Here is a 20,681-nt window from a genome sequence, read left to right as displayed (position 1 = left end):
GAATCATGGCGGACGCGGATGCAGAACGAGCATCGGACCAGGAGGCCCGCAGGGTGCGGGCGGCGACGGCTCTGGCCGGAGCGTGGAAGGACGCCGACGACCCGCGCCTTACACGTCTGACGCGGCTGGCCGCTCGCCTGTTCGACGCCCCGCGCGCCGCGCTGATGCTGATAGAGCCCGAGCGGATCCGCCTGGCCGGCCGCATCGGCCATGACGCCGACTCCATTTCCCGCGACACGCCGCTGGCCGAACTGGTGCTGCGCTGCAGCCGCTCGGCCCAGCATGTCGACATCTCGGACGCGGCCTTCTTCGCCTGCGCCCCCCTGCGCGATCCGCGCGGCCTGGTGGTCGGGGTGCTGGCCGTCGAGGACGACAAACCGCGCACGAATCTCTCCCCCGACCTTCTGGAGGACCTGGGAGAGCTGGCGGATCTCGCCATCGAGGAGCTGATCCGGGGCGCAGACCAGGCCCGCGCTGCGGCCGAGCGCCTGCTGGACGGCGAGCGCCTGGCCCTGGCGCTGGGCGCCGCGCGGCTCGGCGAATTCGAGTGGCACGTCAAGACCGACCGCCTGCGGATCAGCGAGCGGATGGCCCGCATCAGCGGCATTCCGGCGGGCGAGATGCCGGCCCAGGAGGGCAAGGCGGTCTGGCCCTATGTCCATCCGGAGGATCGCGAGGTCACCCGCGAGGACCTGCGCGCCCAGCTGCGCGAGACCGGCCGCTACGAGGTCGAGTACCGGCGCGCGCCCGGCGCGGACGGCCACGAACAGTGGAGCCGCGGCTGCGGCGTCATGGTGCTGGACGACGAGGGCCAGCCCGACCTGCTGATCGGCGTGGTGCAGGACATCACCGACCAGCGCGAGGCCGACGAGCAGCGCGACAACCTGGTGGCCGAGCTTGACCACCGCATCAAGAACCTGCTGGCCGTGGTGCAGTCGGTCGCCGCCCAGTCGGCCCGCAAGAGTTCATCGCTGGACGCCTTCCTCAAGACCTTCGCCGCGCGGCTGAAGTCGATGAGCTCGGCCCACGATCTGATCAGCGCCGCCCGCTGGCGCGGGGCGACCCTGGGCCGCATCGCCGCCGCCGAACTCGGCGGCCTGGCGCCGACCCAGACCCGCTGGGACGGTCCGGAGCTGTTCCTGACCCCGCGTGCGGCGGCCGCCCTGTCGCTGGCCCTGCACGAACTGGCGGTCAACGCCGTGAAATACGGCTCGCTGTCGACCGAGACCGGCCGGGTCGAGATCGTCTGGCGCCGCTCGCCCGAGGGCGGCTTCAGCCTGGAATGGCTGGAGACCGGCGGTCCGCTGACCAGCGAACCGACCACGCGCGGCTTCGGCGCCACCCTGGTCGAGGACGTGGTCGGGCGCGAACTGGGCGGCGAGGCCAAGATCGACTACCGCCGCAGCGGCGTCACGGCGATGATCCACGCCGCGCCTTCCGCCCTGGCCGACGCTCCCGAGCCAGAGCCTGCGCCGGCCGAGCCCGAGCGCATCGTCGAGACCATCGGCGGCGGCGACGACAACTTCCGCGCCGGGGCCATCGCCGGCCTCAAGGTTCTGATCGTCGAGGACTCGTTGCTGCTGGCCATGGAGCTGGAAGCGGGCCTGGAGGACAGCGGCGTCCAGGTGGTCGGCTGCGCGGCCGAACTGGGCGAGGCCCTGTCGATGCTGGAGCTGGGCTTCGACGCGGCCGTGCTCGACGCCGACCTCAACGGCCAATCCGTGGCGCCCGTCGCCGAGGTCCTGCGCAAGGAGGGGCGGCCGTTCGTCTTCGCAACCGGCTATGCCGACAAGGCCGCGCCCATGGGCTTCGACGCCCCGATCGTGCGCAAGCCCTACAACGTCCACCAGATCGCCCGCGCGCTGGCCTCGGTAACGGGGCGGGGGTGACCCCTGCGGCTCGCCTCCCCCAGAGAGGGAGGTGTCGCAAAGCGACTGAAGGAGCGCGCGGAGCGCCTACTTCCGGATCCGCATCAGGCACTCCTGGGCCACCGAGGCCACCAGCCTGCCGTCGCGGCTGAACATCTGGCCGCGCACCAGGCCCCGGCCCTGCGAGGCGCTGGGGCTGTCCTGGGAGAACAGGGTCCAGTCGTTGAAGTCGAAGGGATGATGGAACCACATGGCGTGGTCGAGGCTGGCGGCCTGCAGGCCCGGCGTCGTCCAGATCAGGCCGTGCGGGCGCAGGGCGCTTTCCATGAAGGCCATGTCGGACGCATAGGCCAGGGCGGCCTGCTGCATGCGGATGTCCTCGCCCAGCGGGGCGACGGCGCGCATCCACACCTGCTTCTCGCCCGACTTCTTCTCGGGCTTCACCGGGTTCTGCGGATCGATCCAGCGCAGGTCGACGGGACGCGGGCGCTCCATGAAGGCCAGCATCTTGGGATGGATTTGGTCGCCCAGGCTGCGCAGGTACTCGGCCTCGGTCGGCAGGGTCTCGGGCGCGGGAACGTTCGGCGCCTCGAACTGGTGCTCCAGCCCCACTTCCGGCGTCTGGAACGAGGCGGCCAGGTTGAAGATCTGCTCGCCATGCTGGATGGCGGCCACCCGGCGAGTGGTGAAGGTGCCGCCGTCGCGGGCGCGCTCGACCTCGTACAGAACCGGGGCGTTCACGTCGCCGGGGCGGATGAAGTAGGCGTGCAGCGAGTGGCAGACGCGCTCGGGCACAGTCTGATAGGCCGCGGTCAGGGCCTGGGCGATGACCAGGCCGCCGAAGATGCGCGGAAAGCCGTCATTGGGACTGATGCCCCGGAACAGGTTCACCTCGATCGGTTCGAGGGTCAGGATCTCGGCGAGGTTCTCGGGCGTCTGCATGGTGCGCTGCGATAAGCTTCACGGACGGCCAGAGCAAGCCTGCCCATAGCGTCAGCCTTGCGCCGCATGGTCGCGGCGCCCATCCTTCAGGCCATGCCGCCTATCGTCCATCATCCCGCCTTCCGGGCCGAAATGCCGCCTGGCCACCGCTTTCCGATGGACAAGTTTTCCAAGCTGGCCAGCCTGCTGGAAGCCGAGGGCCTTCCGGGGCCGACGGGCTTCCACAGACCTGAGTTCGCGCCGCTGGAGGTTCTGAGGCTGGCCCATACCGACGACTATGTGCGGGGCGTCGTCGAGCTTTCCCTGCCGGCCGACATCGTGCGCCGCATCGGCATGCCCAACAGCGAAAGCGTCGCCATTCGCGCCCGTGCGGCGACCGGCGGCACGATCCTGGCCGCCCGCCTGGCGCTGGAGCACGGGATGGCCTGCAACACCGCCGGTGGCAGCCATCACGCCGAAGCGGCTTCCGGGGCGGGCTTCTGCGTGTTCAACGACGTGGCGGTGGCCGCCCGGCTGCTTCAGGCCGAGGGGCGTGTCTCGCAGGTGCTGGTCGTCGATCTCGACGTTCACCAGGGCGACGGCACCGCCCGGATCTTCGAGGAGGATCCCAGTGTCTTCACCTTCTCGATGCACGCCGAAAAGAACTTCCCGCACCGCAAGGCCCTCTCCGATCTCGACGTCGAGCTGCCGGACGGAACCGACGACGAGACCTATCTGGCCCGTCTCGACGCGATCCTGCCGGAGCTGATCGCGCGTGTGGACCCCGACCTCGTCTTCTTCAACGCCGGGGTCGATCCGCATGCTGACGACAAGCTGGGGCGCCTCGCCCTGACCAACGCCGGCATCGCCGCCCGCGAGGCGCGGGTGCTGGGCGCCTGCCTTCAGCGAGAGATCCCCGTAGTCGGCGTGATAGGCGGCGGCTACGATCCCGACATCGACCGCCTGGCCGACCGCCACGCCATCCTGCACCGCACGGCCGCAGCCCTCTGGCCCATGAAAAAGGAGCGGCCCGTCGCCGAGCCGCCCCTTCCTCACGCGATCTGAAGCCTCTAGAAGGCCGTCCGCAGGCTGAGCACCGCCGCACGCGGCGCGCCGACATAGGCGTAGGTGCGCGCATAGCCCGGATCGCCCGGGGTGGCGCTGGTCTGGGTCCCCGACAGGTTGCCGTAGTAGAACTTGTCGAAGATGTTGGTGACATTGAGCTGGAGGTACGACTTCTTCCAGCCGTCGCCGCCCAGGTCGTAACGAACGTCGGCGTCCCACACCGTGTAGTGCGGCAGCTTCTGGTCGTTCACGTCGGTCATGTAGCGCTCGCCGATGAACTTGCCCTGCACGCCGATCTGGAACTTGCCGATGTCGTAGGTCAGGCGGCCGGCGAAGGTCCACTTCGGGGTCTCAACGACCTGTTTGCCGGCGGTGTCGGCATAGGTGGCCAGGCCCGTGGTCGCGCTGTAGCTGACGGCAAGGTCGTCCTGCAGCTTGGCGTCGGTATAGGCCATCGACCCGTAGATCGTCAGGCTGTCGTCCAGGCGCCATTGGGCCTGGGCGTCGAAGCCCTGGATCTCGACGTCGCCGACGTTGCGATCGATGTAGGTGCCGTCGTTCTGGTCGACCGTGGTGACGATCCGGTTCTGGATGTTGGTGTGGTAGACGCTGGCCGAGGCCATGACCGTCGGCGTGCGGAAGCGGTAGCCGACTTCCACCGTCTGGCCGGTTTCCGGCTCGACATTGCCCAGGGCCCCGGTGCTGGTCAGGGTGTAGAGGTTGTCGACCTTGGGCGCCGACATCTGCTCCGAATAGCTGGCGTAGACCGAATGGTTGTCGCCGACGCGGTATGACAGGCCCACGTTCGGCAGGGTGTCGTCATAGCTCTTCTTGGCCGAGAACGGCGAGAAGTAGGTCGCGCCGTTGACGGTGACGACCGAAGCCACCGCGCCGTCGGCCTTGGCGGCCGTCGCCGTCGGGGTCATCGACGAGCAGTAGTAGGTGGTCGAGCCGGCGCGCGAGTAGCAGTACTGGTTCAGTTCGCGGTCCAGGGTGGGCAGGCGCACCCCGATGTTGGCGACCAGCTTTTCGTCCAGGAATTCGCCGCGGTACTCGACGCTGAACTGGTTGAAGGTGGCCACCGAGCTGCGGTTGCGCTTCTGGGCGACGTCGCCGTCCGCGGTCAGCACCGCCACGCCGTAGCCGTCCTTGCCGCTGAACACGTCGGTAGGGTCGCCGTTGCTGTTGAGGATGCTGTACTCGCCGGTCTGGCGGGTGTGGGCCTCGTCCCAGGCATAGGCGAAGCGCACGCGGTGGTGGTCGGCCACGTCCCAGATCAGCGAGGTGTTCAGGCCCCAGCGGCGGGTGTTGGTGTTGCTGGGCGAATAGACCAGCACGGTGTCGCCGGTGTCGCCGTCGCCATTGAGGTCGACGCCCGCGCCGGCGCTGTTCTTCAGCTGGATCGAGGTTTCCGACAGGCTGGTCGAGCCGCCGCCGTTGGCCAGGGTGTAGTTGAACGACGGATCGACCGTCAGCTTCAGGTTCGGCAGCAGGGTGAAGCGCGACTGGGCGCGGATCGTGCCGGTGTTCGATGGGTTGATGCGCAGGCCGTAGTAACTCGACGTGCCCGGCGTGGTGCTGAAGTCGTAGTCCTCGCCGTAGGTCGCCACGTCGCCGGCCACCGAGGCGTCGGCGTTGGTCAGGTAGGGCGCGTAGTAGCTGCTGTTGCGGTTCTCATTGTAGTTGAAGTTCAGCGCCAGGAAGTCGCCCGGCTTGGCCAGGTCCTGCTCGATGCGGGCGTTGACCTGCTTCTTCTCGAGCGTGCCGGGACCCTTGAACTTGTCGTACTTCTGCCAGCTGCCGGCGATCCATGCGCGCGTGCCCAGCGGGCCGAATTCGCCGGTCTGCAGCAGGGCGAAGGCGCGGCGGAAGTTGTCGGTGCCGACGCCGGCCTTGGTGACCACGCCGAAGTCCTTGGTGGCGCGCAGGGTCGTGTAGTTGATCACGCCTGCGGTCGAGGAGGCGGTGACGGAGTCGGCGTCGGTCGAACCGGTGTTGACGTTGGCCTGCTGGATCAGCTCGGCGTCGACCTGCTGGTTGGAATAGATGGCGTAGTTGCCGCCGTCGTTCAGCGGCACGCCGTCCACCAGGAAGCCGATGTGGGCGCCGTCCTGGCCATGCAGGCGGATGCTGCCGCCCGACGAGCCGTAGGGGTCGCTGTTGGTGAACACCAGGCCGGGCACAAGGTTCAGCGACTGCAGCACCGTCTGGCCGTCGGCCTGACGGTTCAGGAACTCGTTGGTGACCGTGTACTTACCCTTGGGCGCCGTCTCGGCGACCATGGTCCCGTCCATCGTCTTGGGACCCGAGGCGGCGGTGACGACGACGGTGTCGAGTTCGGTGGTGGCGGTCGATTGGGCGAAGGCGCCGGTGGCCGAAAGCAGGCCGCCGAACAGCGCCGTCGTGGCCAGGCAGGCCAGCTTGGTTCTGTTCATCTCTAGGAATATCCCCTTGCTCGCAGCAACTTCGCCGATATGCGAAGTAAAACCCTGCGAAGGCGGGATTTCTAGAGATCGTAATTCAATGTTTGATGACGATATTTAAGCGATTATAGGGTCGAATATCGACGATATCGCTGCAAGTTCGCTGCAAAGGCAACGTTCTGATATCTATTGAAACAAGTAAGTTTCGAATTCTTTCCGATCTATTCTTTCTGGTAGTGTTATTTCGCCATGCTCCGCCGGGATCGAGCCGGCGGAGCTACGCGGCGATCACTCAGATGCTCGGCGAGATGAAGCCGGCGACGACGACGAGGGGGAGCACGGCGAGCACCAGGCTGGCGAGCGAAGCGAAGGCGTTGTTCGAGAAGGTCATTGGTCTAGTCCCTGAGTTGTTTGCCCGGCGCGACGTCCGCGTCCGGTGAAAACAGGTATAGGACGGGCGGGGGACGAACACCCGTTACCTTTGCGTCATGACGCCATTTTAAGAAACTATCAGACCCGTAATGCGCATTACATTGGATTAATGTGAGCGTGAATTCCATATTAAAGGAGAAATGCTACCTGACAGAACGTGGAGTCGGCGGGAACGCCTTGCGCCCCGCCGCCGCAACCGGGGGAGGATCAATCCTCGGCCCCGGTCAGCAGGAAGTGGCCACGCAGGGCCGCGATCGGCGCGGCGCGCTGTTCCTGCCAGGCCTCGACATGGACGTTGGCGATGCGCCGGCCGACCTTCTTGATCTGGGCTCGGGCATAGGTGGTCAGCGGCCGGCCCGAGCGCAGATACTCGATCGAGACGTCGATGGTGCGCGGCTGGCGCTTCAGGGTCTCGGCGATGGACAGCTGGGCCAGGGCCGTCATCTCCATGAAGGCGCCCAGCACCCCGCCGTGGATGGCCGGCAGCATCGGGTTGCCGACGATCTCGGGCGAGAACGGCAGGATGGCGGTCATCTCATCGCCGGCCAGCTCGGCCTTCATGCCGATGAAGCGGGCGTAGGGGATGGCGCCGAGTACGGCGACCAGGCGATCTTGGGCTTCGCTCACTGGCCGCCCTCCTTCTTTTCCGACTCCGGCTTGCTGGAGCCCGGCGGCTTGAGGTTGGCGCCGGCCTTCTTGCCGGCGCTGGAATCCAGCATGAAGGCGGCCTGGGCGGCGGCGATCGGATCCTCGGGGTCGGTCTCGTAGGCCACGGCCCGCACGAAGGCCACCGAGCGGGTCAGCTTGTAGCAATGCGCCCGGGCCAGGATGTCCTTTCCCGGTTCGGCTGGCCGCATGTAGTCGATGCGCAGGTCCAGGGTGGCGATCGAGGTCCAGTGGCTCATGGCCGCGTGAACCGCCTGCCCCGAAGCATGGTCGAGCAGGGTCGTGACCACGCCGCCGGCGATGACGCCGGTCTCGGGATCGCCCACCAGCTCGGTGCGGTAGGGCACCTTCAGGATGGCGACGCCGTCGCCGATCTCCAGGGTGGAAAAGCCCAGGGCCTTGGCCTGGGGGCTTCCCTCGTTCATCGCCTTGGCGATGAGGCGGTGCTGTTCGTTCTGGTCCGTCTCGCTCATGAGGGATAGGCTTACAGGATCGCGCGTTGTCTTATCCAGCCGTGATAAAGCCCCAGGATCTTCTCTGTCCGAAGCCCGGAGGGCTGTATTGCCCGCCCGGCGACTTCTACATCGACCCGGTCCGCCCCGTGGACCGGGCGGTGATCACCCACGGCCATTCCGACCACGCCCGCGCCGGCCATAACACCGTGCTGGCGACGCCCCAGACCCTGGCGATCATGGCCGAGCGCTACGGCGAGGGCTTCGCCGTCGTCGGCCGCCAGCCGATGGCCTATGGTGAGAGCGTCAAGATCAACGACGTCGAGGTCTCTCTCGTCCCCGCCGGCCACGTGCTGGGCTCGGCCCAGGCGGTGGTGCGCTGGAAGGGCCTGACCATCGTCGTCTCCGGCGACTACAAGCGCCGCCGCGACCCCACCTGCACGCGGTTCGAGCCCGTGCCGTGCAACGTCTTCGTCACCGAAGCGACCTTCGGCCTGCCGGTCTTCCGCCATCCCGACGACGCCGGCGAGATCGCCGCCCTGCTGAAGTCTGTCGAGCAGTTCCCTGAGCGCGCCCATATGGTCGGCGCCTATGCCTTGGGCAAGGCGCAGCGGGTGATCGCCCTGCTGCGCGAGGCCGGCTGGGACCGGACGATCCACGTGCACGGCGCCATGGAGCGGCTGAACCGCCTCTACGAGGCCCATGGCGTCGACCTGGGCCCGCTGGCCCCGGCGACCGTCGAGCGCGGCAAGGCCGGGGACTTTGCCGGCAGCATCATCGTCGCCCCGCCCTCGGCCCTGGCCGATCGCTGGAGCCGACGGTTCCCCGACCCCGTCGACTGCTTCGCCAGCGGCTGGATGCGGGTGCGGGCAAGAGCCCGCCAGCGCGGCGTCGAGCTGCCGCTGATCATCTCAGATCACGCCGACTGGGACGAACTGACCGACACCCTGGCCGAGCTGCGCCCCGGCGAGGTGTGGATCACCCACGGCCGCGAAGAGGCCCTGGAGCGCTGGTGCGAGCTGGAAGGCATTCCCGCCCGCGCCCTGCGCCTGGTCGGCTACGACGAGGATGACGGCGAGTAGTCGCCTCAGACGACCTTGAACGTGCCCCGCGCCCTGGCCACCGGCTTGCCGTCGGCGCGGACCGTGGCCTCGGCGTAGCACAGGCTCTTGCCCGGCTTGATGAAGTCGGTGTCGAACTCCAGCCATTGGCCAAGGACGGGCGCGGCCAGGTAGTCGACGCCCAGCGAGACGGTGACGAAGCCGTTGAAGGAGAGGCCCTCGCGCCGCATCCGCACCCCGCACGACAGGCCCATGGCGTTGTCGGCCAGGGCGGCGATCAGCCCGCCGTGCGGTCCGCCGCGCGAATTGGCGTGCGCCTCGCGAGCCTCCAGGCCCAGCACCCAGCGGTCCTCGCGCACATCGGCGTAGATCGGCTCCCACGGCGCGGTCAGCGGGCTGGTGCGGGTGTGGGGCGTGAAGGGCTGGGGCGGTTGGAAGGTCATCGGGCGTCTCCCTCGGCTGCGAGTTAAACGAATGTTTGAATTTTGCGCAAGCATGGCGGCTTGAACCTGCGCCTCGCGGCGACATTCTCTAGCCATGCGCGCCTTCGCCCATCTTCTTGACCGCCTGTCGCTGACGGCCTCGCGCAACGCCAAGCTGACCCTGATCGAGGACTTCCTGCGCGGAACCCAGGACCCGGATCGCGGCTACGCCCTGGCGGCCCTGACCGGCGCCCTGTCGTTCGACGCCGCCAAGCCGGCCTTCATCCGCAAGGCCGTCGAGGCGCGGATGGACGCCCAGCTGTTCGCCTGGTCCTACGACTATGTCGGCGACCTGGCCGAGACCGTCGCCCTGGTCTGGCCCGCCCGGCCCGGCGCCAATCGCGAACCGGAGCTGTCGGAGGTGGTCGAAGCGCTGAAGACGACCTCGCGGGCAGGCGCGCAGGCGCTGATCGAAGGCTGGCTCGACGCCCTCGACGCCGACGGCCGCTGGGCGCTGCTGAAACTGATGACCGGCGGCCTGCGAGTGGGGGTCTCGTCACGCCTGGCCAAGCAGGCCTGCGCCAATCTGGGCGGCGTGCCGATCGGCGAGATCGAAGAGGTGTGGCACGCGATCGAGCCGCCCTATGGCGACCTCTTCGCCTGGCTGGAGGGACGCTCGGAACGGCCCTCGCCAGACGCCCCCGGCCGCTTCCGGCCGGTGATGCTGGCCCAGGCCATCGACGAAGCGGTGGACTTCGCCAAGCTCGATCCGGCCGACTATGCCGCAGAATGGAAGTGGGACGGCATCCGCGTTCAGGCGGTCAGCGAGCGCGGCGAGCGAAGGCTCTACACCCGCACCGGCGACGACATCTCGGCGACCTTCCCGGACGTGCTGGAGGCCCTGGATTTCGAGGGCGCGCTGGACGGCGAGCTGCTGGTCATGCGCGACGGCGCGATCGCCAGCTTCGGCGACCTGCAACAACGGCTGAACCGTAAGACGGTGGACGCCAGGCTGATGGCCGCCCATCCGGCCGGCATCCGCGCCTATGACCTGCTGCTGGACGGCGAGGAAGACCTGCGCGCCCTGCCCTTCGCGCAGCGCCGGCGCCGGCTGGAGGCCTTCGTCGGCCGGCTGTCGACGGCGCGGATCGACCTTTCGCCGCTGCAGCCCTTCAAGACCTGGGAAGGCCTGGCCGCCCTGCGCGCCGACCCGCCGGCGGGCGATCCGGCCATCGCCGAGGGGCTGATGCTCAAGCGCTGGGACAGCGCCTACGAGCCCGGACGCCCCAAGGGGCCGTGGTTCAAGTGGAAGCGCGACCCGCACCTGGTCGACGCGGTGCTGATGTACGCCCAGCGGGGTCACGGCAAACGGTCGAGCTTCTATTCCGACTACACCTTCGGCGTCTGGCGCGAGGACGAGACAGGCGATCGCAAGCTGACCCCCGTGGGCAAGGCCTATTTCGGCTTTACCGACGAGGAGCTCAAAGCGATCGACAAGTTCGTGCGCGACAACACCGTCGAGCGGTTCGGGCCGGTGCGGTCGGTGCGCGCCGACCTGGAGTTCGGCCTCGTCTTCGAAGTGGCGTTCGAGGGGCTGCAGCGCTCGACCCGGCACAAGTCGGGCGTGGCGATGCGTTTTCCCCGCATCAACCGCATCCGCTGGGACAAGCCCGCCCGCGAGGCCGACGAGCTGTCGACCCTGGAGCGGATGCTTGACCCCTAGTGCGCCATGTCCGGCGCGCCGCCCTGGCCGGTCTGGAAGAGCTTGCCCTTCTCGGTGACCAGCACGGCGACCATGCCGGCCAGGCCGAAGCCGAAGAAGCCCAGGGTCAGCGGCCCGACCGTGCCATCGAACAGCTGGCCGATCAGGAAGCCGCCCAGGGCCCCGCCGATGGTGGTGATGAAGCCCTGCAGCGAGGCCGCCGCGCCCGCGATATGGCCCAGCGGCTCCATGGCGATGGCCCCGAAGTTCGACATGACGAGCCCGAAGCAGAACATCATCCCGCCCTGCAGCAGGGCGAAGGTCCAGACCGTCTCGTGGTGGGTGTGGGCGACGATGGCGTGCACGCCGGCGAAGGCGATGAAGCCGATCGCGCCGCGTGCGAGACCTTGCGCATGCCCAGGCGCTCGACGATGCGGGCGTTGACCAGCGAGGCCAGGGCGATGCCGCCGGCGATACCGGCGAAGATCAGGGTGAACCACTCGCCCGCGCCCAGGGCGTCGACGAAGACCTGCTGGGCCGAATTGATGAAGCCGAACAGGCCGGCCAGCACCAGGGTGGCGGCGATGGTGTAGCCCATGGCCACGCGGTCGGTCAGGGCGGTGCGGAAGGCGCCCAGGATGGCCTTGGGCGAGATCGGGGTGCGGTCTTCCGGGTGAAGGGTCTCGGGCAGCTTCAAGGCGGTCCAGGCGATCACCGCCGCGCCGAACACGGCCATGACGCCGAAGATCCAGCGCCAGGGCGCGACCAGCACGATGGCCTGGCCGATCGACGGCGCGATGATCGGCACGGCCAGGAAGACGATGAACGACAGCGACATGACCTGGGCCATGCGGCGGCCCGAATAGCAGTCGCGGACGATGGAGACAGACAGCACCCGGGTCGCCGCCGCGCCGACGCCGGTCAGGGCGCGGGCCGCCAGCAGCATCTCGAACGAGGTGGTCAGGGCGCAGGCCAGGCTGAACAGCACGTAGAGGACCAGGCCCGTCAGCAGCACCGGCTTGCGGCCGTAGCGGTCGGCGAGCGAGCCGTAGGCGATCTGGGCCGCGCCGAAGCCCAGCAGATAGGCGGTGATCACCCACTGGCGCTGGTTGTCGGCGGTCAGGCCCAGGCTGGCGCTGATCTGCGGCAGGGCAGGCAGCATGGAGTCGATGGCCAGGGCGTTGGTGGCCATCATCGCCGCGATCAGGGCGACGAACTGGGCAAAGCTCATGCCGGCATGGGGCGATGTGGTCTGCTGGGTGTCCCTGGGCATGACGCGCTCTTTCTTCGGCCGTGGACGCGCGAGGCGCCCGGCCGGCGCGAAACGCAACGCGCGGCATATAGGCCGACGGGACCCGCGCGCCAACCGCGCGGGTCCGTTTACTGGGCCATCTGGAACTGGATGCTCACGGTCTGGCCCTCGCCGACCCTGGAGGCGCCCTCCTGCGACTGGCCGACGCTGGCGACCCGCAGCAGGGGCTGCGACCCTGGTTGGCCCGGAGGAGCATTGCGCAGCGCCCCGAGCACCGGCTGGGCGCCCGTCAGGGCCTGGTGGAAGGCGGCCGATCGCGCCAGGGCCAGGGCTGCGGCCTGCTGCCCCTCGGCGGTGAAGGCGTCGAGATTGGTCTGGCTGACGACATTGACCAAGGCGAGCTTGGCCTCGCCTTCCGGACAGGTGGTCGAGGTGTGGCCGCCGTAGGACAGGCAGGGCAGGCGCCGGGCCAGGGAAGCGGCGACCTGGCCGGCGATCTTGCGGCCGCCGGGCGACAGGGTCGCCGCGCCCGGCTCGAACAGCGCGTCGGCCGAGAACGACAGCGCCCCGCTCGCGGTGTCGCCCACCAGAGGCGCGCCGGCGTCGCGCAGGTCGGCGTCGAGGAAGCCCATCAGCGTGCGCTGGGCGTCGCCCGCCGCGACGGCGACGCCCGTGCTCTTGGCCGGCGGGGCGTAGGAGAAGCAGCGGCGATCGGTTCCGGCGCCGCCGATCACGGTCTCGGGCACGCACAGCACGCGGGCCTTCTCGTCGATCTCGACGGTGACGTCACGTGGCGTCAAGGCCGTGGCGGTCTGCAGCAGGGCCGCCGTCTCCGGATGTCTGGCCTCGGTCAGGGCCTTGGTCGACTGCCGGAACTGCAGCGCGAAATAGCTCAGCATGATGATGAAGATGAAGATCACCCCCACCATCATGTCGGTCATCGAGACGTAGTAGCTTTCGCCCTCCTCCAGGTCGGGCGTGCGGCGCCGGCGGGCGCGGGCCAGCGCCATCAGGCCAGGCTCGGCGCGGCGGGCTGGACCCTGGCGCTTCCCGCCAAGGCGGCTTCGATGCGCGACAGCACGGCCAGCTGCTCCAGCATCACCTTTTCCGGCGGCGCGAAGCGGACGCAGCCGTCGAGCAGGGCGAAGAAATGGGCTTCAAGGCTTTCGATCGCCTTGCGGCGGCGGCGGGCCACCAGGCGCAGGACGATCGAGCCCAGCACGCCGGCGATCGAGGTCCAGAACTTGGTGGCAGCTACGGCCAGCAGGCCCATCAGCGCGGTCTGCATGCCCGCGCCGCCCTGTCGCTGCATGGCGTCGACCGCCTCGGTCAGGGCCGCGACGATGCCCATGAAGGTGATCACCAGGCCGATGGCGACCAGCAGGTTGGCCCACCATTCGAGGGTGCGGGCCGGGCCGTCGGCATGCTCGAAGGCGTCGACCGCATGGATCGAAGAGGCCAGGCGCTCGTCGCCGGTCTGCGCCAGCTGGCCGCGATAGGCGGCCCAGCCCAGTTCCAGGGTCGGATGGGCCGTGCCGCTCAGGCGCTTGTCGATGGCGGGGAAGGCCTCGGCGAAGGCTTTCTGCCGGTCGGTCCCGGGCAGGTCCGACAGCAGGTCGGCGCGGCGCCGAAGATCGTCCTTCAGCGGCGCGAACTCGAAATGGCCCGACTGGAAGATCAGGCCGACGGCCAGGGCCAGGATGGCCCCGGCCATGATCAGGGCCGCGCTGGGGGCGCTGAAGACCGTGACGACGAGGCTGGTGATCGGATCGTGCATGCGGGCCTTTTCGAGACTTTCGCGCTGCACAATCCGTGAAGTTGAGGCCTCAATGAGGCGCAGCTTAGCCGTTGAAGCCCCGGATCGCGTCGATGATCACCGCCTGATCAGCTTCCGCCAGATAGGGATGCATCGGCAGGGCCAGCACCGTCTCGGCTTTCGCCTCGGTCACCGGCAGGCCGCCCACGCCGCGCGGGAAGGCCGCGTATGGCGCCTGCACGTGCATGGGGACGGGGTAGTAGACGGCGGTCGGCACGCCCTCGGCCTTCAGGTGGGCGGCCAGCCCGTCTCGGTTCTCGTGCTCGATGACGTACTGGGCCCAGACCGAGACGCCGCCGTCGATCACCCTGGGGGTCGACAGCACCGCGCCTTCAAGGCCCTCGGCGTAACGATCGGCCACAGCCTGGCGCAGCTGGATCTCCTCGGCGAAGATCGCCAGCTTCTCGATCAGGATCGCCGCCTGGATCGTGTCGAGGCGCGAGTTCATGCCGATGCGGGTGTTGAGGTACTTCGGATCGTGGTCGAAGGTCTTGCCTTCCAGGTCCGGGCCCACCGCCTTGCCGTGCACGCGATAGCTGTCCATCAGGTCCCACAGCACCGCGTCGTTGGTCAGCACCGCGCCGCCGTCGCCGTAGCAGCCCAGCGGCTTGGCCGGGAAGAAGCTGGTGGTGGCCACGTCCGCCCAGTGCAGGGGATGCTTGCCGTTCAGGGTGCAGCCGAAGCCCTGGGCGCTGTCGGCGATCAGCTTGAGGCCTTCGCGATCGCAGATGGCCTTGATGGCCGGATAATCGGCCGGCTGGCCGAACAGGTCGACGGCGATGACCACCTTGGGCGTCAGCTTGCCCTGCGCCTTCACCTCGGCGATGGCGGCCTCCAGCCTGGCTGGATCGAGGTTGTAGGTGTCGGGCAGCACGTCGACGAACACCGGGGTGGCGTTGACCCACGGCACGACTTCCGGCGTCGCGGCGAAGGTGAAGGACGGGCAGAACACCGCATCGCCCGCGCCAACGCCCCAGGCCATCAGCGGCAGGGCGATGGCGTCGGTGCCGTTAGCGCAGGACAGCGCCTTGCCGGCCTGGCCGAAGGCGGCCAACTGGGCTTCGAACTCGCGGACCTGCGGGCCCATGACATAGGCGCCGCTGTCGAGGACGGCGGCGATGGCCGCGTCGATCTTGTCGCGGATCCGGCGCTGCTGCGCGGCGAGGTCGATGAAGGGCATGCTCATGGGCGCGGCTCTTAGAGTTCAAAGGCGGCGGTTTCGAGCCAATTGATGTAACCGACTGTTTCTCGGCTGTCTGTCGGCGAGATGCTCCCCCGGAAAGGGGGGAGGGTCTTCCTCCCCGCCTATCCGTTCGCGATCAGGCCGGCCAGACGCCTGACGCCCTCCTCGATCTGGTCGGGGGGCAGCAGGGAGTAGCTGAGGCGCAGGGTGTTGGCGGCGGGGGCTTCGGCGAAGAAGGGGGCGCCGGGGACGAAGGCGACTCGGATGTCGGTCAGGGCGCGGGCCAGGAGGTCCTTGCCGTCGAGACCCGCCGGCAGGGTCAGCCAGACGAACATGCCGCCTTCGGGCGAGATCCAGGACACGCCGGCCGGCATGTGCTGCTGGAGCGCCGCCAGCATGGCCCGGGCCTGGCCGCCATAGGCCGCGCGCAGGCGGCCCAGGTGCTGGTCGTAGCCCTCGGAGACCACCCGATGGGCGACCATCTGGTTGATGGTCGAGACGTGCAGGTCGCCGCCCTGCTTGAGCAGCACCAGTTTCTCGATGACCGCCTTGGGACCGCAGATCCAGCCGATGCGCAGGGCCGGCGACAGGGTCTTGGACAGGGTGCCGCAGAACAGGGTGCGGGCGGCCTCGATCGAGCCGTTGCGGGCGATATCCAGCGCCAGCAGCGAGGGGATGGCCTCGCCGCCGAAACGCAGCTCGCGATAGGCGCCGTCCTCGACCAGCGGGAAGTCCCCGGCTTCGGCCAGGTCGAGCAGGGCCTCCCGCTGGGCCAGGGTCAGGCTGACGCCGGTGGGATTGGCGAAGTCGGGAACGAAGTAGCCCAGGCGCGGCGCACAGGCCCCCACGGCCGCTCGGGCGGCCGCATCACCGTCCAGCGCGCCCTCGGGCAGGTCGAGATAGGCCGGCTGGTAGGCGTTGAAGGCCTGCAGGGCGCCCAGATAGGTCGGGCGGGCCACTATCACGGTCGCGCCGGGGTCCAGGAACAGCTTGCCCAGCAGGTCGAGCGCCTGCTGCGAGCCGGCGGTCAGCAGCACGTTCTCCGGCTCGCACGGCATGCCGTCGCGGGTCATGCGCTCGGCGATCCAGCGGCGCAGCGGGCCGTGGCCCTCGCTGACGGTGTACTGCAGGGCCTGAGCGGCCTGAGCGCCGTCGGCCAGGATCTCGGCATAGGCCGCCCGGATGGCCCGGGCCGGGAACAGCGCCGGATCGGGAATGCCGCCGGCGAAGGACAGGATGTCAGGCTGCTCGAGCAGCTTCAGCAGTTCGCGGATCTCGCTGGCGCGGATGCCGGCCATGCGCGTGGAGAAGCGCGCGGCCCAGTCCTTGGTGGCCAGCTCTTCGGAGGCCAGGTCTTGGATGTCGATGGTCATGAGGTCGTTCTTGATCGAGATAATCGTGCGGGCGGCCCCCTGGGGCGCCGTCTTCTTTGGGCGACGGCTCTCCGTCGCCTGGGCGCGCCAAGGCGCCACGCCTGATCCCTAGCGGTCAGGCGCTGCGTACGAGTCCGTTGGTTCCCAGGGAACGGCGGCGCCAGATGCGCCGGTTCCCGCGTTCGCTCGCGATCATGGGCGCGACCCTAACGGCGCGGCTCCCCGAAGGAAACCCGGCATTTCTCACAGGGCCGCCAGGAAGCCTCAGCGCGGGCCGTTGAGGCTGTCGGTCCAGTCCTCGTTCGGATCGGGCGGTCCGTCGGACGGCAGACGCCATTCGCCGCGATAGGAGAAATCCAGCGTCCCGCACAGGCGCGCCTGGCCGGCCGCCCTGGGATCGTCGCCAAAGGCCTGGATCCGCAGGTCGTGGCGCAGCGCGATGCGGCTGAAGCTGAGCCACAGGCGCTTGGACCCCGGGCAGAAGGCGCGGACATAGACCTTGCCCTGCTCGGCCGTTCCATCGACCTCGTAGAGGGCCGCGTCGGCGTCGACGCCGGACATGGCGCCGAGACCGCCCTTGCCGAGGTCCTTCTGGCTGCCCTTGCGCAGCAGGGCCTGGGCCGGCACGCCGGTGGCCAGCACCTTGATCGGCCTGGCGTTCAGCAGGCCCTGCTCGAACAGCACCGTTACCCCTGCCCCCGTCAGCCGCCTGGCGTCGGGCGAGATGGGGTCGTAGGAGAACATCCGCCGTTCGGCCGCGGCCGGGCTGGCCACGGCGCCCAGCAGCGCGGCGGCGAGCAGGAGGACGGGCAGGCGCCTCATCGCTTGAGCTGCAGGTTCACGGCCTGGGCGTCGAAGCCCGACAGGCGCCAGGTTCCGCCCTCGCGGGTGAAGGTCAGCATGCACGGGCCGTCACGCTTGGCGGCGCAGACCCGGCCGTCGCCCGTGGGGCGCAGGGCCGAGGCGATGGCGATGCGGCCGGGGATCGGCTTGTCCGGCGTGTAGCCATAGTAGTTGGCGGCGGCGCGGAACACCTCGGGGCGGATCAGGGCCGCGCCGGCGACGTCGGCGGCCGGGCCTGCCAGGGCGATCATCGCCGCCTGCCAGCCGCCCTTGGCGCCCGAGCGGCGGGCCTCCTCGACCAGGCGGGCCTCGACCGCGCCGGTCAGGGCGCGATGGTCGACCAGGCTGTCGAAGCTGGCGCGATCGTTGTTGCGGATCGCCGTCAGCAGGGCGTGGACGTCGCCGGCGGCGTCGTAGCGATCGGCGGTGGCGCAGGCGCTCAACGAGGCGGCGACCGCGGTCAGGGCGAGAAGGACTTTGATGCGCATGGCCTAGGGCTAGCGCCCAATTCCGGCGAATTCCAGTCGCTCGTGCAACGCTGCTCTCCCCGCATGCGAAAGGGGCGCGGCCCTTTCGGACCGCGCCCCTCGCATCGTTCGGATCTTGCGAAAGCCCTTAGTCGAGCTGACGCTTGATCTCTTCGACGGTGAAGCACTCGATGGTGTCGCCGACCTTGATGTCCTGGAAGCCCGCGAACATCATGCCGCACTCCTGACCGACGGGGACTTCGTTGACCTCGTCCTTGAAGCGCTTGAGCGTCTGCAGGGTGCCCAGTTCGAGCACGACGATGTCCTGACGGATGATCCGGACCTTCGCGCCCTTGCGGACGACGCCTTCGGTGACCTTACAGCCAGCGACCTTGCCGATCTTGGTGATGTCGAAGGCCTGCAGGACTTCGGCGTTGCCGAGGAAGGTTTCGCGCTGGATCGGGGCCAGCATGCCCGAGAGCACGCCTTTGATGTCGTCCAGCAGGTCGTAGATGATCGCGTAGTAGCGGATCTCGACGCCTTCGCGTTCGGCCAGGGCCCGCGCCTGGGCCGAAGCCCGGACGTTGAAGCCGATGACCGGCGCGCCGGCGCCCTTGGCCAGCATGACGTCGCTTTCGCTGATCGCGCCGGCGCCCGACAGGATGATCCGCGCGCGGACCTCGTCGGTGGCCATCTTGTCCAGCGAACCGATGATCGCCTCGGCCGAACCTTGCACGTCGGCCTTGATGATCAGCGGAAGCTCTTTCAGCTTCTTGTCCTGCAGCTTGGCCATCATGTCGGCCATCGAAGCGCCGGCGCCCACGGGGGCCAGCGTCTTCTCGCGCTTCTGGCGGATGCGGTACTCGGTCAGCTCGCGAGCGCGGGCTTCGTTCTCGACCACGGCGAAGGCTTCGCCGGGCGAGGGAACGCCGTCCAGGCCGAGGATCTCGACCGGAGTGGCCGGCCCTGCTTCGGTCAGCTGCTCGTTGCGTTCGTTCAGCAGGGCGCGAACCCGGCCGAACTGGCTGCCGGCGACGACGATGTCGCCGCGCTTGAGCGTGCCGCGGTTGACCAGGACGGTCGAGACGGCGCCGCGACCCTTGTCCAGCTTGGCCTCGATCACCACGCCGTCGGCGGTGCGGTCGGGGTTGGCCTTCAGGTCGAGCACTTCGGCCTGCAGCAGGATGGCGTCGAGCAGGTCGTCCAGGCCGGTGCGGGCCTTGGCCGAGACCTCGATGATCTGGGTGTCGCCACCCAGGCTTTCGACGACGATCTCATGCTGCAGCAGCTCGTTGACCACGCGGGTCGGATCCGAGCCCGGCTTGTCCATCTTGTTGACGGCCACGATGATCGGAACCTCGGCCGCCTTGGCGTGCTTGATGGCTTCGATCGTCTGCGGCATCACGCCGTCGTCACCAGCCACCACCAGCACGACGATGTCGGTGATGTTGGCGCCGCGGGCGCGCATCGCCGAGAAGGCGGCGTGGCCCGGGGTGTCGAGGAAGGTGACGCGCTGGCCGTCCTTCAGGCGAACCTGATAGGCGCCGATGTGCTGGGTGATCCCGCCGTGTTCGCCGGCCGCCACGTCGGTGGAGCGCAGGGCGTCGAGCAGCGAGGTCTTGCCGTGGTCGACGTGGCCCATGATGGTCACGACCGGAGGACGGGCCTCCAGGTGATCGTCGTGGTCCTCGGCGCCGATGAAGCCCTCTTCGACGTCGGCTTCCGACACGCGCTTGACGGTGTGGCCGAATTCGGTGGCCACCAGCTCGGCGGTGTCGTTGTCGATGACGTCGTTGATCTTCAGCATCACGCCCTGACGCATCAGGAACTTGATGATCTCGACGCCGCGCACGGCCATCCGGTTGGACAGCTCCTGCACGGTGATGACGTCGGGGATCACGACCTCGCGGGCGACGCGCGCCTGCTCGACCGCGCCGCCACGGCGCTTTTCCTTCTCGCGTTCACGGGCCCGGCGAACCGAGGCCAGCGAGCGCATGCGATCGGCGGAGTCCCCGTCACCGGCCACGGCCTGGATGGTCAGACGGCCTTCGCGGCGTTGCGGAGCGCCCTTGACGCGCGACACGGCCTTGTTCGGCGCGTTCGCGGTCTTGCGACGATCGTCGTCCTCGTCGGGACGGCGGCCTATTTCGCCACCGGGACGCGGAGCCGAACGCATGGCGCGCTGGATTTCCGGGGTCGCCGGAGCCGAGGCGGGCACGCCCGGACGCGGACCGCGCGGACCGCCGGGGCCGCCAGGACCACGGCCGGCGCCGGGCGCCGGGCGCGGAGCCAGGGCCGAGTAGCGGACGGTCTGCTGCGGACGGTCGCCTTGCGGACGATCACCCTGCGGGCGGTCGCCGCCCGAGCGGTAGCCGCCGCCGGCGCCTTCGGGACGCGGACCGCGCGGGCGGTCGCCTTCCGGACGCGGAGCGCGCTGGTTGTAGGGCCCGTCCTGACGGGGGGCGCGCTGGTTGTACGGCCCGTCCTGGCGCGGAGCGCGCTGGTTGAACGGACGGTCGCCCTGCGGACGATCCCCCTGGGGACGATCGCCCTGAGGACGGTCGCCGCCCGGCGTCGGCCGGTAGGTCGTGGTCGTCGGACGATCGTCGCGGCGCTCACGGCTGGGTTCGTAGGTGCGGGTCTGGCCCGGAGCGCGCGGCGCGGCCGGAGCCTCGGCGCGGGGCGCTTCGACGCGCGGCGCGGCGGGAGCCGGCGGCGGAGCCGCGGCGGTCGTC

At 69.2% G+C, this 20,681-nt stretch carries 19 protein-coding genes; 4 read left to right on the top strand and 15 right to left on the bottom strand.

Features of this window, described 5'->3' with window-relative positions:
- Nucleotides 1-53: 53 nt before the first annotated feature.
- On the top strand, nucleotides 54-1,889 hold the full coding sequence (locus DDF67_RS12295) for an HWE histidine kinase domain-containing protein (protein WP_332888326.1): 1,836 nt from the start codon (nucleotides 54-56) through the stop codon (nucleotides 1,887-1,889).
- Between the two features lie 66 nt (nucleotides 1,890-1,955).
- On the opposite strand, the gene DDF67_RS12290 is transcribed toward DDF67_RS12295, so the two are convergent.
- Nucleotides 1,956-2,810, bottom strand: coding sequence for an acyl-CoA thioesterase (locus tag DDF67_RS12290; protein WP_109101184.1), 855 nt, complete (start codon nucleotides 2,808-2,810; stop codon nucleotides 1,956-1,958).
- 66 nt (nucleotides 2,811-2,876) lie between these two features.
- Here DDF67_RS12290 and DDF67_RS12285 point away from each other — a divergent pair, with 66 nt between their 5' ends.
- A complete protein-coding gene (locus DDF67_RS12285) occupies nucleotides 2,877-3,854 on the top strand; it encodes a histone deacetylase family protein (protein WP_109101183.1) in 978 nt (325 codons plus the stop codon).
- 5 nt (nucleotides 3,855-3,859) lie between these two features.
- On the opposite strand, the gene DDF67_RS12280 is transcribed toward DDF67_RS12285, so the two are convergent.
- The 4 genes from DDF67_RS12280 to DDF67_RS12270 form a co-directional block, all read right to left on the bottom strand.
- Nucleotides 3,860-6,289, bottom strand: coding sequence for a TonB-dependent receptor (locus DDF67_RS12280; protein WP_109101182.1), 2,430 nt, complete (start codon nucleotides 6,287-6,289; stop codon nucleotides 3,860-3,862).
- A gap of 280 nt (nucleotides 6,290-6,569) precedes the next feature.
- On the bottom strand, nucleotides 6,570-6,668 hold the full coding sequence (locus DDF67_RS26055; protein ID WP_233247634.1) for a hypothetical protein: 99 nt from the start codon (nucleotides 6,666-6,668) through the stop codon (nucleotides 6,570-6,572).
- 248 nt (nucleotides 6,669-6,916) lie between these two features.
- Nucleotides 6,917-7,336, bottom strand: coding sequence for a PaaI family thioesterase (locus tag DDF67_RS12275; RefSeq protein ID WP_058347561.1), 420 nt, complete (start codon nucleotides 7,334-7,336; stop codon nucleotides 6,917-6,919).
- The gene (locus tag DDF67_RS12270) at nucleotides 7,333-7,848 is read right to left on the bottom strand and encodes a PaaI family thioesterase (RefSeq protein WP_109101181.1); all 516 of its coding nucleotides are present in this window, start codon (nucleotides 7,846-7,848) and stop codon (nucleotides 7,333-7,335) included. Before DDF67_RS12270 ends, DDF67_RS12275 begins: the two co-directional genes overlap by 4 nt.
- A gap of 26 nt (nucleotides 7,849-7,874) precedes the next feature.
- Here DDF67_RS12270 and DDF67_RS12265 point away from each other — a divergent pair, with 26 nt between their 5' ends.
- Nucleotides 7,875-8,909, top strand: a complete 1,035-nt coding sequence (locus tag DDF67_RS12265; protein ID WP_109101180.1) for a ligase-associated DNA damage response exonuclease — start codon at nucleotides 7,875-7,877, stop codon at nucleotides 8,907-8,909.
- Nucleotides 8,910-8,914: 5 nt separating this feature from the next.
- Here the strand turns inward: DDF67_RS12265 and DDF67_RS12260 are convergent, their stop codons facing one another.
- The gene (locus DDF67_RS12260) at nucleotides 8,915-9,331 is read right to left on the bottom strand and encodes a PaaI family thioesterase (RefSeq protein WP_109101179.1); all 417 of its coding nucleotides are present in this window, start codon (nucleotides 9,329-9,331) and stop codon (nucleotides 8,915-8,917) included.
- Nucleotides 9,332-9,425: 94 nt separating this feature from the next.
- On the opposite strand from DDF67_RS12260, the gene DDF67_RS12255 reads away from it, so the two are divergent.
- The gene (locus DDF67_RS12255; protein WP_109101178.1) at nucleotides 9,426-11,033 is read left to right on the top strand and encodes a cisplatin damage response ATP-dependent DNA ligase; all 1,608 of its coding nucleotides are present in this window, start codon (nucleotides 9,426-9,428) and stop codon (nucleotides 11,031-11,033) included.
- On the opposite strand, the gene DDF67_RS26335 is transcribed toward DDF67_RS12255, so the two are convergent.
- From DDF67_RS26335 to infB, 9 genes are all read right to left on the bottom strand, one after another.
- Entirely contained in the window at nucleotides 11,030-11,377 is a 348-nt protein-coding gene (locus tag DDF67_RS26335) for an MFS transporter (RefSeq protein ID WP_332888325.1), read from the bottom strand. The two genes, DDF67_RS12255 and DDF67_RS26335, sit on opposite strands and share 4 nt — an antisense overlap.
- The gene (locus DDF67_RS12250) at nucleotides 11,308-12,285 is read right to left on the bottom strand and encodes a multidrug effflux MFS transporter (RefSeq protein WP_332888324.1); all 978 of its coding nucleotides are present in this window, start codon (nucleotides 12,283-12,285) and stop codon (nucleotides 11,308-11,310) included. The genes DDF67_RS26335 and DDF67_RS12250 overlap by 70 nt, the downstream gene beginning before the upstream one ends.
- 107 nt (nucleotides 12,286-12,392) lie before the next feature.
- Nucleotides 12,393-13,274 (bottom strand): hypothetical protein, encoded by an 882-nt coding sequence (locus tag DDF67_RS12245; protein WP_109101177.1) that lies wholly within the window; start codon nucleotides 13,272-13,274, stop codon nucleotides 12,393-12,395.
- Nucleotides 13,274-14,041, bottom strand: coding sequence for a hypothetical protein (locus DDF67_RS12240; protein ID WP_109101176.1), 768 nt, complete (start codon nucleotides 14,039-14,041; stop codon nucleotides 13,274-13,276). The genes DDF67_RS12245 and DDF67_RS12240 overlap by 1 nt, the downstream gene beginning before the upstream one ends.
- Before the next feature lie 64 nt (nucleotides 14,042-14,105).
- Entirely contained in the window at nucleotides 14,106-15,266 is a 1,161-nt protein-coding gene (locus tag DDF67_RS12235) for a DegT/DnrJ/EryC1/StrS family aminotransferase (RefSeq protein ID WP_109101175.1), read from the bottom strand.
- A 119-nt stretch (nucleotides 15,267-15,385) separates the two neighbouring features.
- The gene (locus DDF67_RS12230; protein ID WP_109101174.1) at nucleotides 15,386-16,636 is read right to left on the bottom strand and encodes an aminotransferase-like domain-containing protein; all 1,251 of its coding nucleotides are present in this window, start codon (nucleotides 16,634-16,636) and stop codon (nucleotides 15,386-15,388) included.
- A 264-nt stretch (nucleotides 16,637-16,900) separates the two neighbouring features.
- Nucleotides 16,901-17,458, bottom strand: a complete 558-nt coding sequence (locus DDF67_RS12225; protein WP_109101173.1) for a hypothetical protein — start codon at nucleotides 17,456-17,458, stop codon at nucleotides 16,901-16,903.
- Complete coding sequence (locus DDF67_RS12220; protein ID WP_109101172.1) at nucleotides 17,455-17,967, bottom strand: DUF2939 domain-containing protein; 513 nt, start codon at nucleotides 17,965-17,967, stop codon at nucleotides 17,455-17,457. Before DDF67_RS12220 ends, DDF67_RS12225 begins: the two co-directional genes overlap by 4 nt.
- A gap of 127 nt (nucleotides 17,968-18,094) precedes the next feature.
- Nucleotides 18,095-20,681 (bottom strand): translation initiation factor IF-2 (infB, locus tag DDF67_RS12215; RefSeq protein ID WP_109101171.1); only part of this gene is annotated, 2,587 nt, incomplete at its 5' end.

It is taken from the genome of Caulobacter endophyticus, from assembly GCF_003116815.1.
Lineage (GTDB): Bacteria > Pseudomonadota > Alphaproteobacteria > Caulobacterales > Caulobacteraceae > Caulobacter > Caulobacter endophyticus.
Note: the sequence above shows the minus strand (reverse complement) of the source record. Positions and strands in the feature narration are given on the sequence as shown.

Coding starts and splice junctions, on each gene's coding strand:
- DDF67_RS12290 (WP_109101184.1), bottom strand. CDS start 2,810: ATGCAGACGCCCGAGAACCTCGCCGAGATCCTGACCCTCGAACCGATC.
- DDF67_RS12285 (WP_109101183.1), top strand. CDS start 2,877: ATGGTCGCGGCGCCCATCCTTCAGGCCATGCCGCCTATCGTCCATCAT.
- DDF67_RS12280 (WP_109101182.1), bottom strand. CDS start 6,289: ATGAACAGAACCAAGCTGGCCTGCCTGGCCACGACGGCGCTGTTCGGC.
- DDF67_RS26055 (WP_233247634.1), bottom strand. CDS start 6,668: ATGACCTTCTCGAACAACGCCTTCGCTTCGCTCGCCAGCCTGGTGCTC.
- DDF67_RS12270 (WP_109101181.1), bottom strand. CDS start 7,848: ATGAGCGAGACGGACCAGAACGAACAGCACCGCCTCATCGCCAAGGCG.
- DDF67_RS12260 (WP_109101179.1), bottom strand. CDS start 9,331: ATGACCTTCCAACCGCCCCAGCCCTTCACGCCCCACACCCGCACCAGC.
- DDF67_RS12255 (WP_109101178.1), top strand. CDS start 9,426: ATGCGCGCCTTCGCCCATCTTCTTGACCGCCTGTCGCTGACGGCCTCG.
- DDF67_RS12250 (WP_332888324.1), bottom strand. CDS start 12,285: ATGCCCAGGGACACCCAGCAGACCACATCGCCCCATGCCGGCATGAGC.
- DDF67_RS12245 (WP_109101177.1), bottom strand. CDS start 13,274: ATGGCGCTGGCCCGCGCCCGCCGGCGCCGCACGCCCGACCTGGAGGAG.
- DDF67_RS12240 (WP_109101176.1), bottom strand. CDS start 14,041: ATGCACGATCCGATCACCAGCCTCGTCGTCACGGTCTTCAGCGCCCCC.
- DDF67_RS12235 (WP_109101175.1), bottom strand. CDS start 15,266: ATGAGCATGCCCTTCATCGACCTCGCCGCGCAGCAGCGCCGGATCCGC.
- DDF67_RS12230 (WP_109101174.1), bottom strand. CDS start 16,636: ATGACCATCGACATCCAAGACCTGGCCTCCGAAGAGCTGGCCACCAAG.
- DDF67_RS12225 (WP_109101173.1), bottom strand. CDS start 17,458: ATGAGGCGCCTGCCCGTCCTCCTGCTCGCCGCCGCGCTGCTGGGCGCC.
- DDF67_RS12220 (WP_109101172.1), bottom strand. CDS start 17,967: ATGCGCATCAAAGTCCTTCTCGCCCTGACCGCGGTCGCCGCCTCGTTG.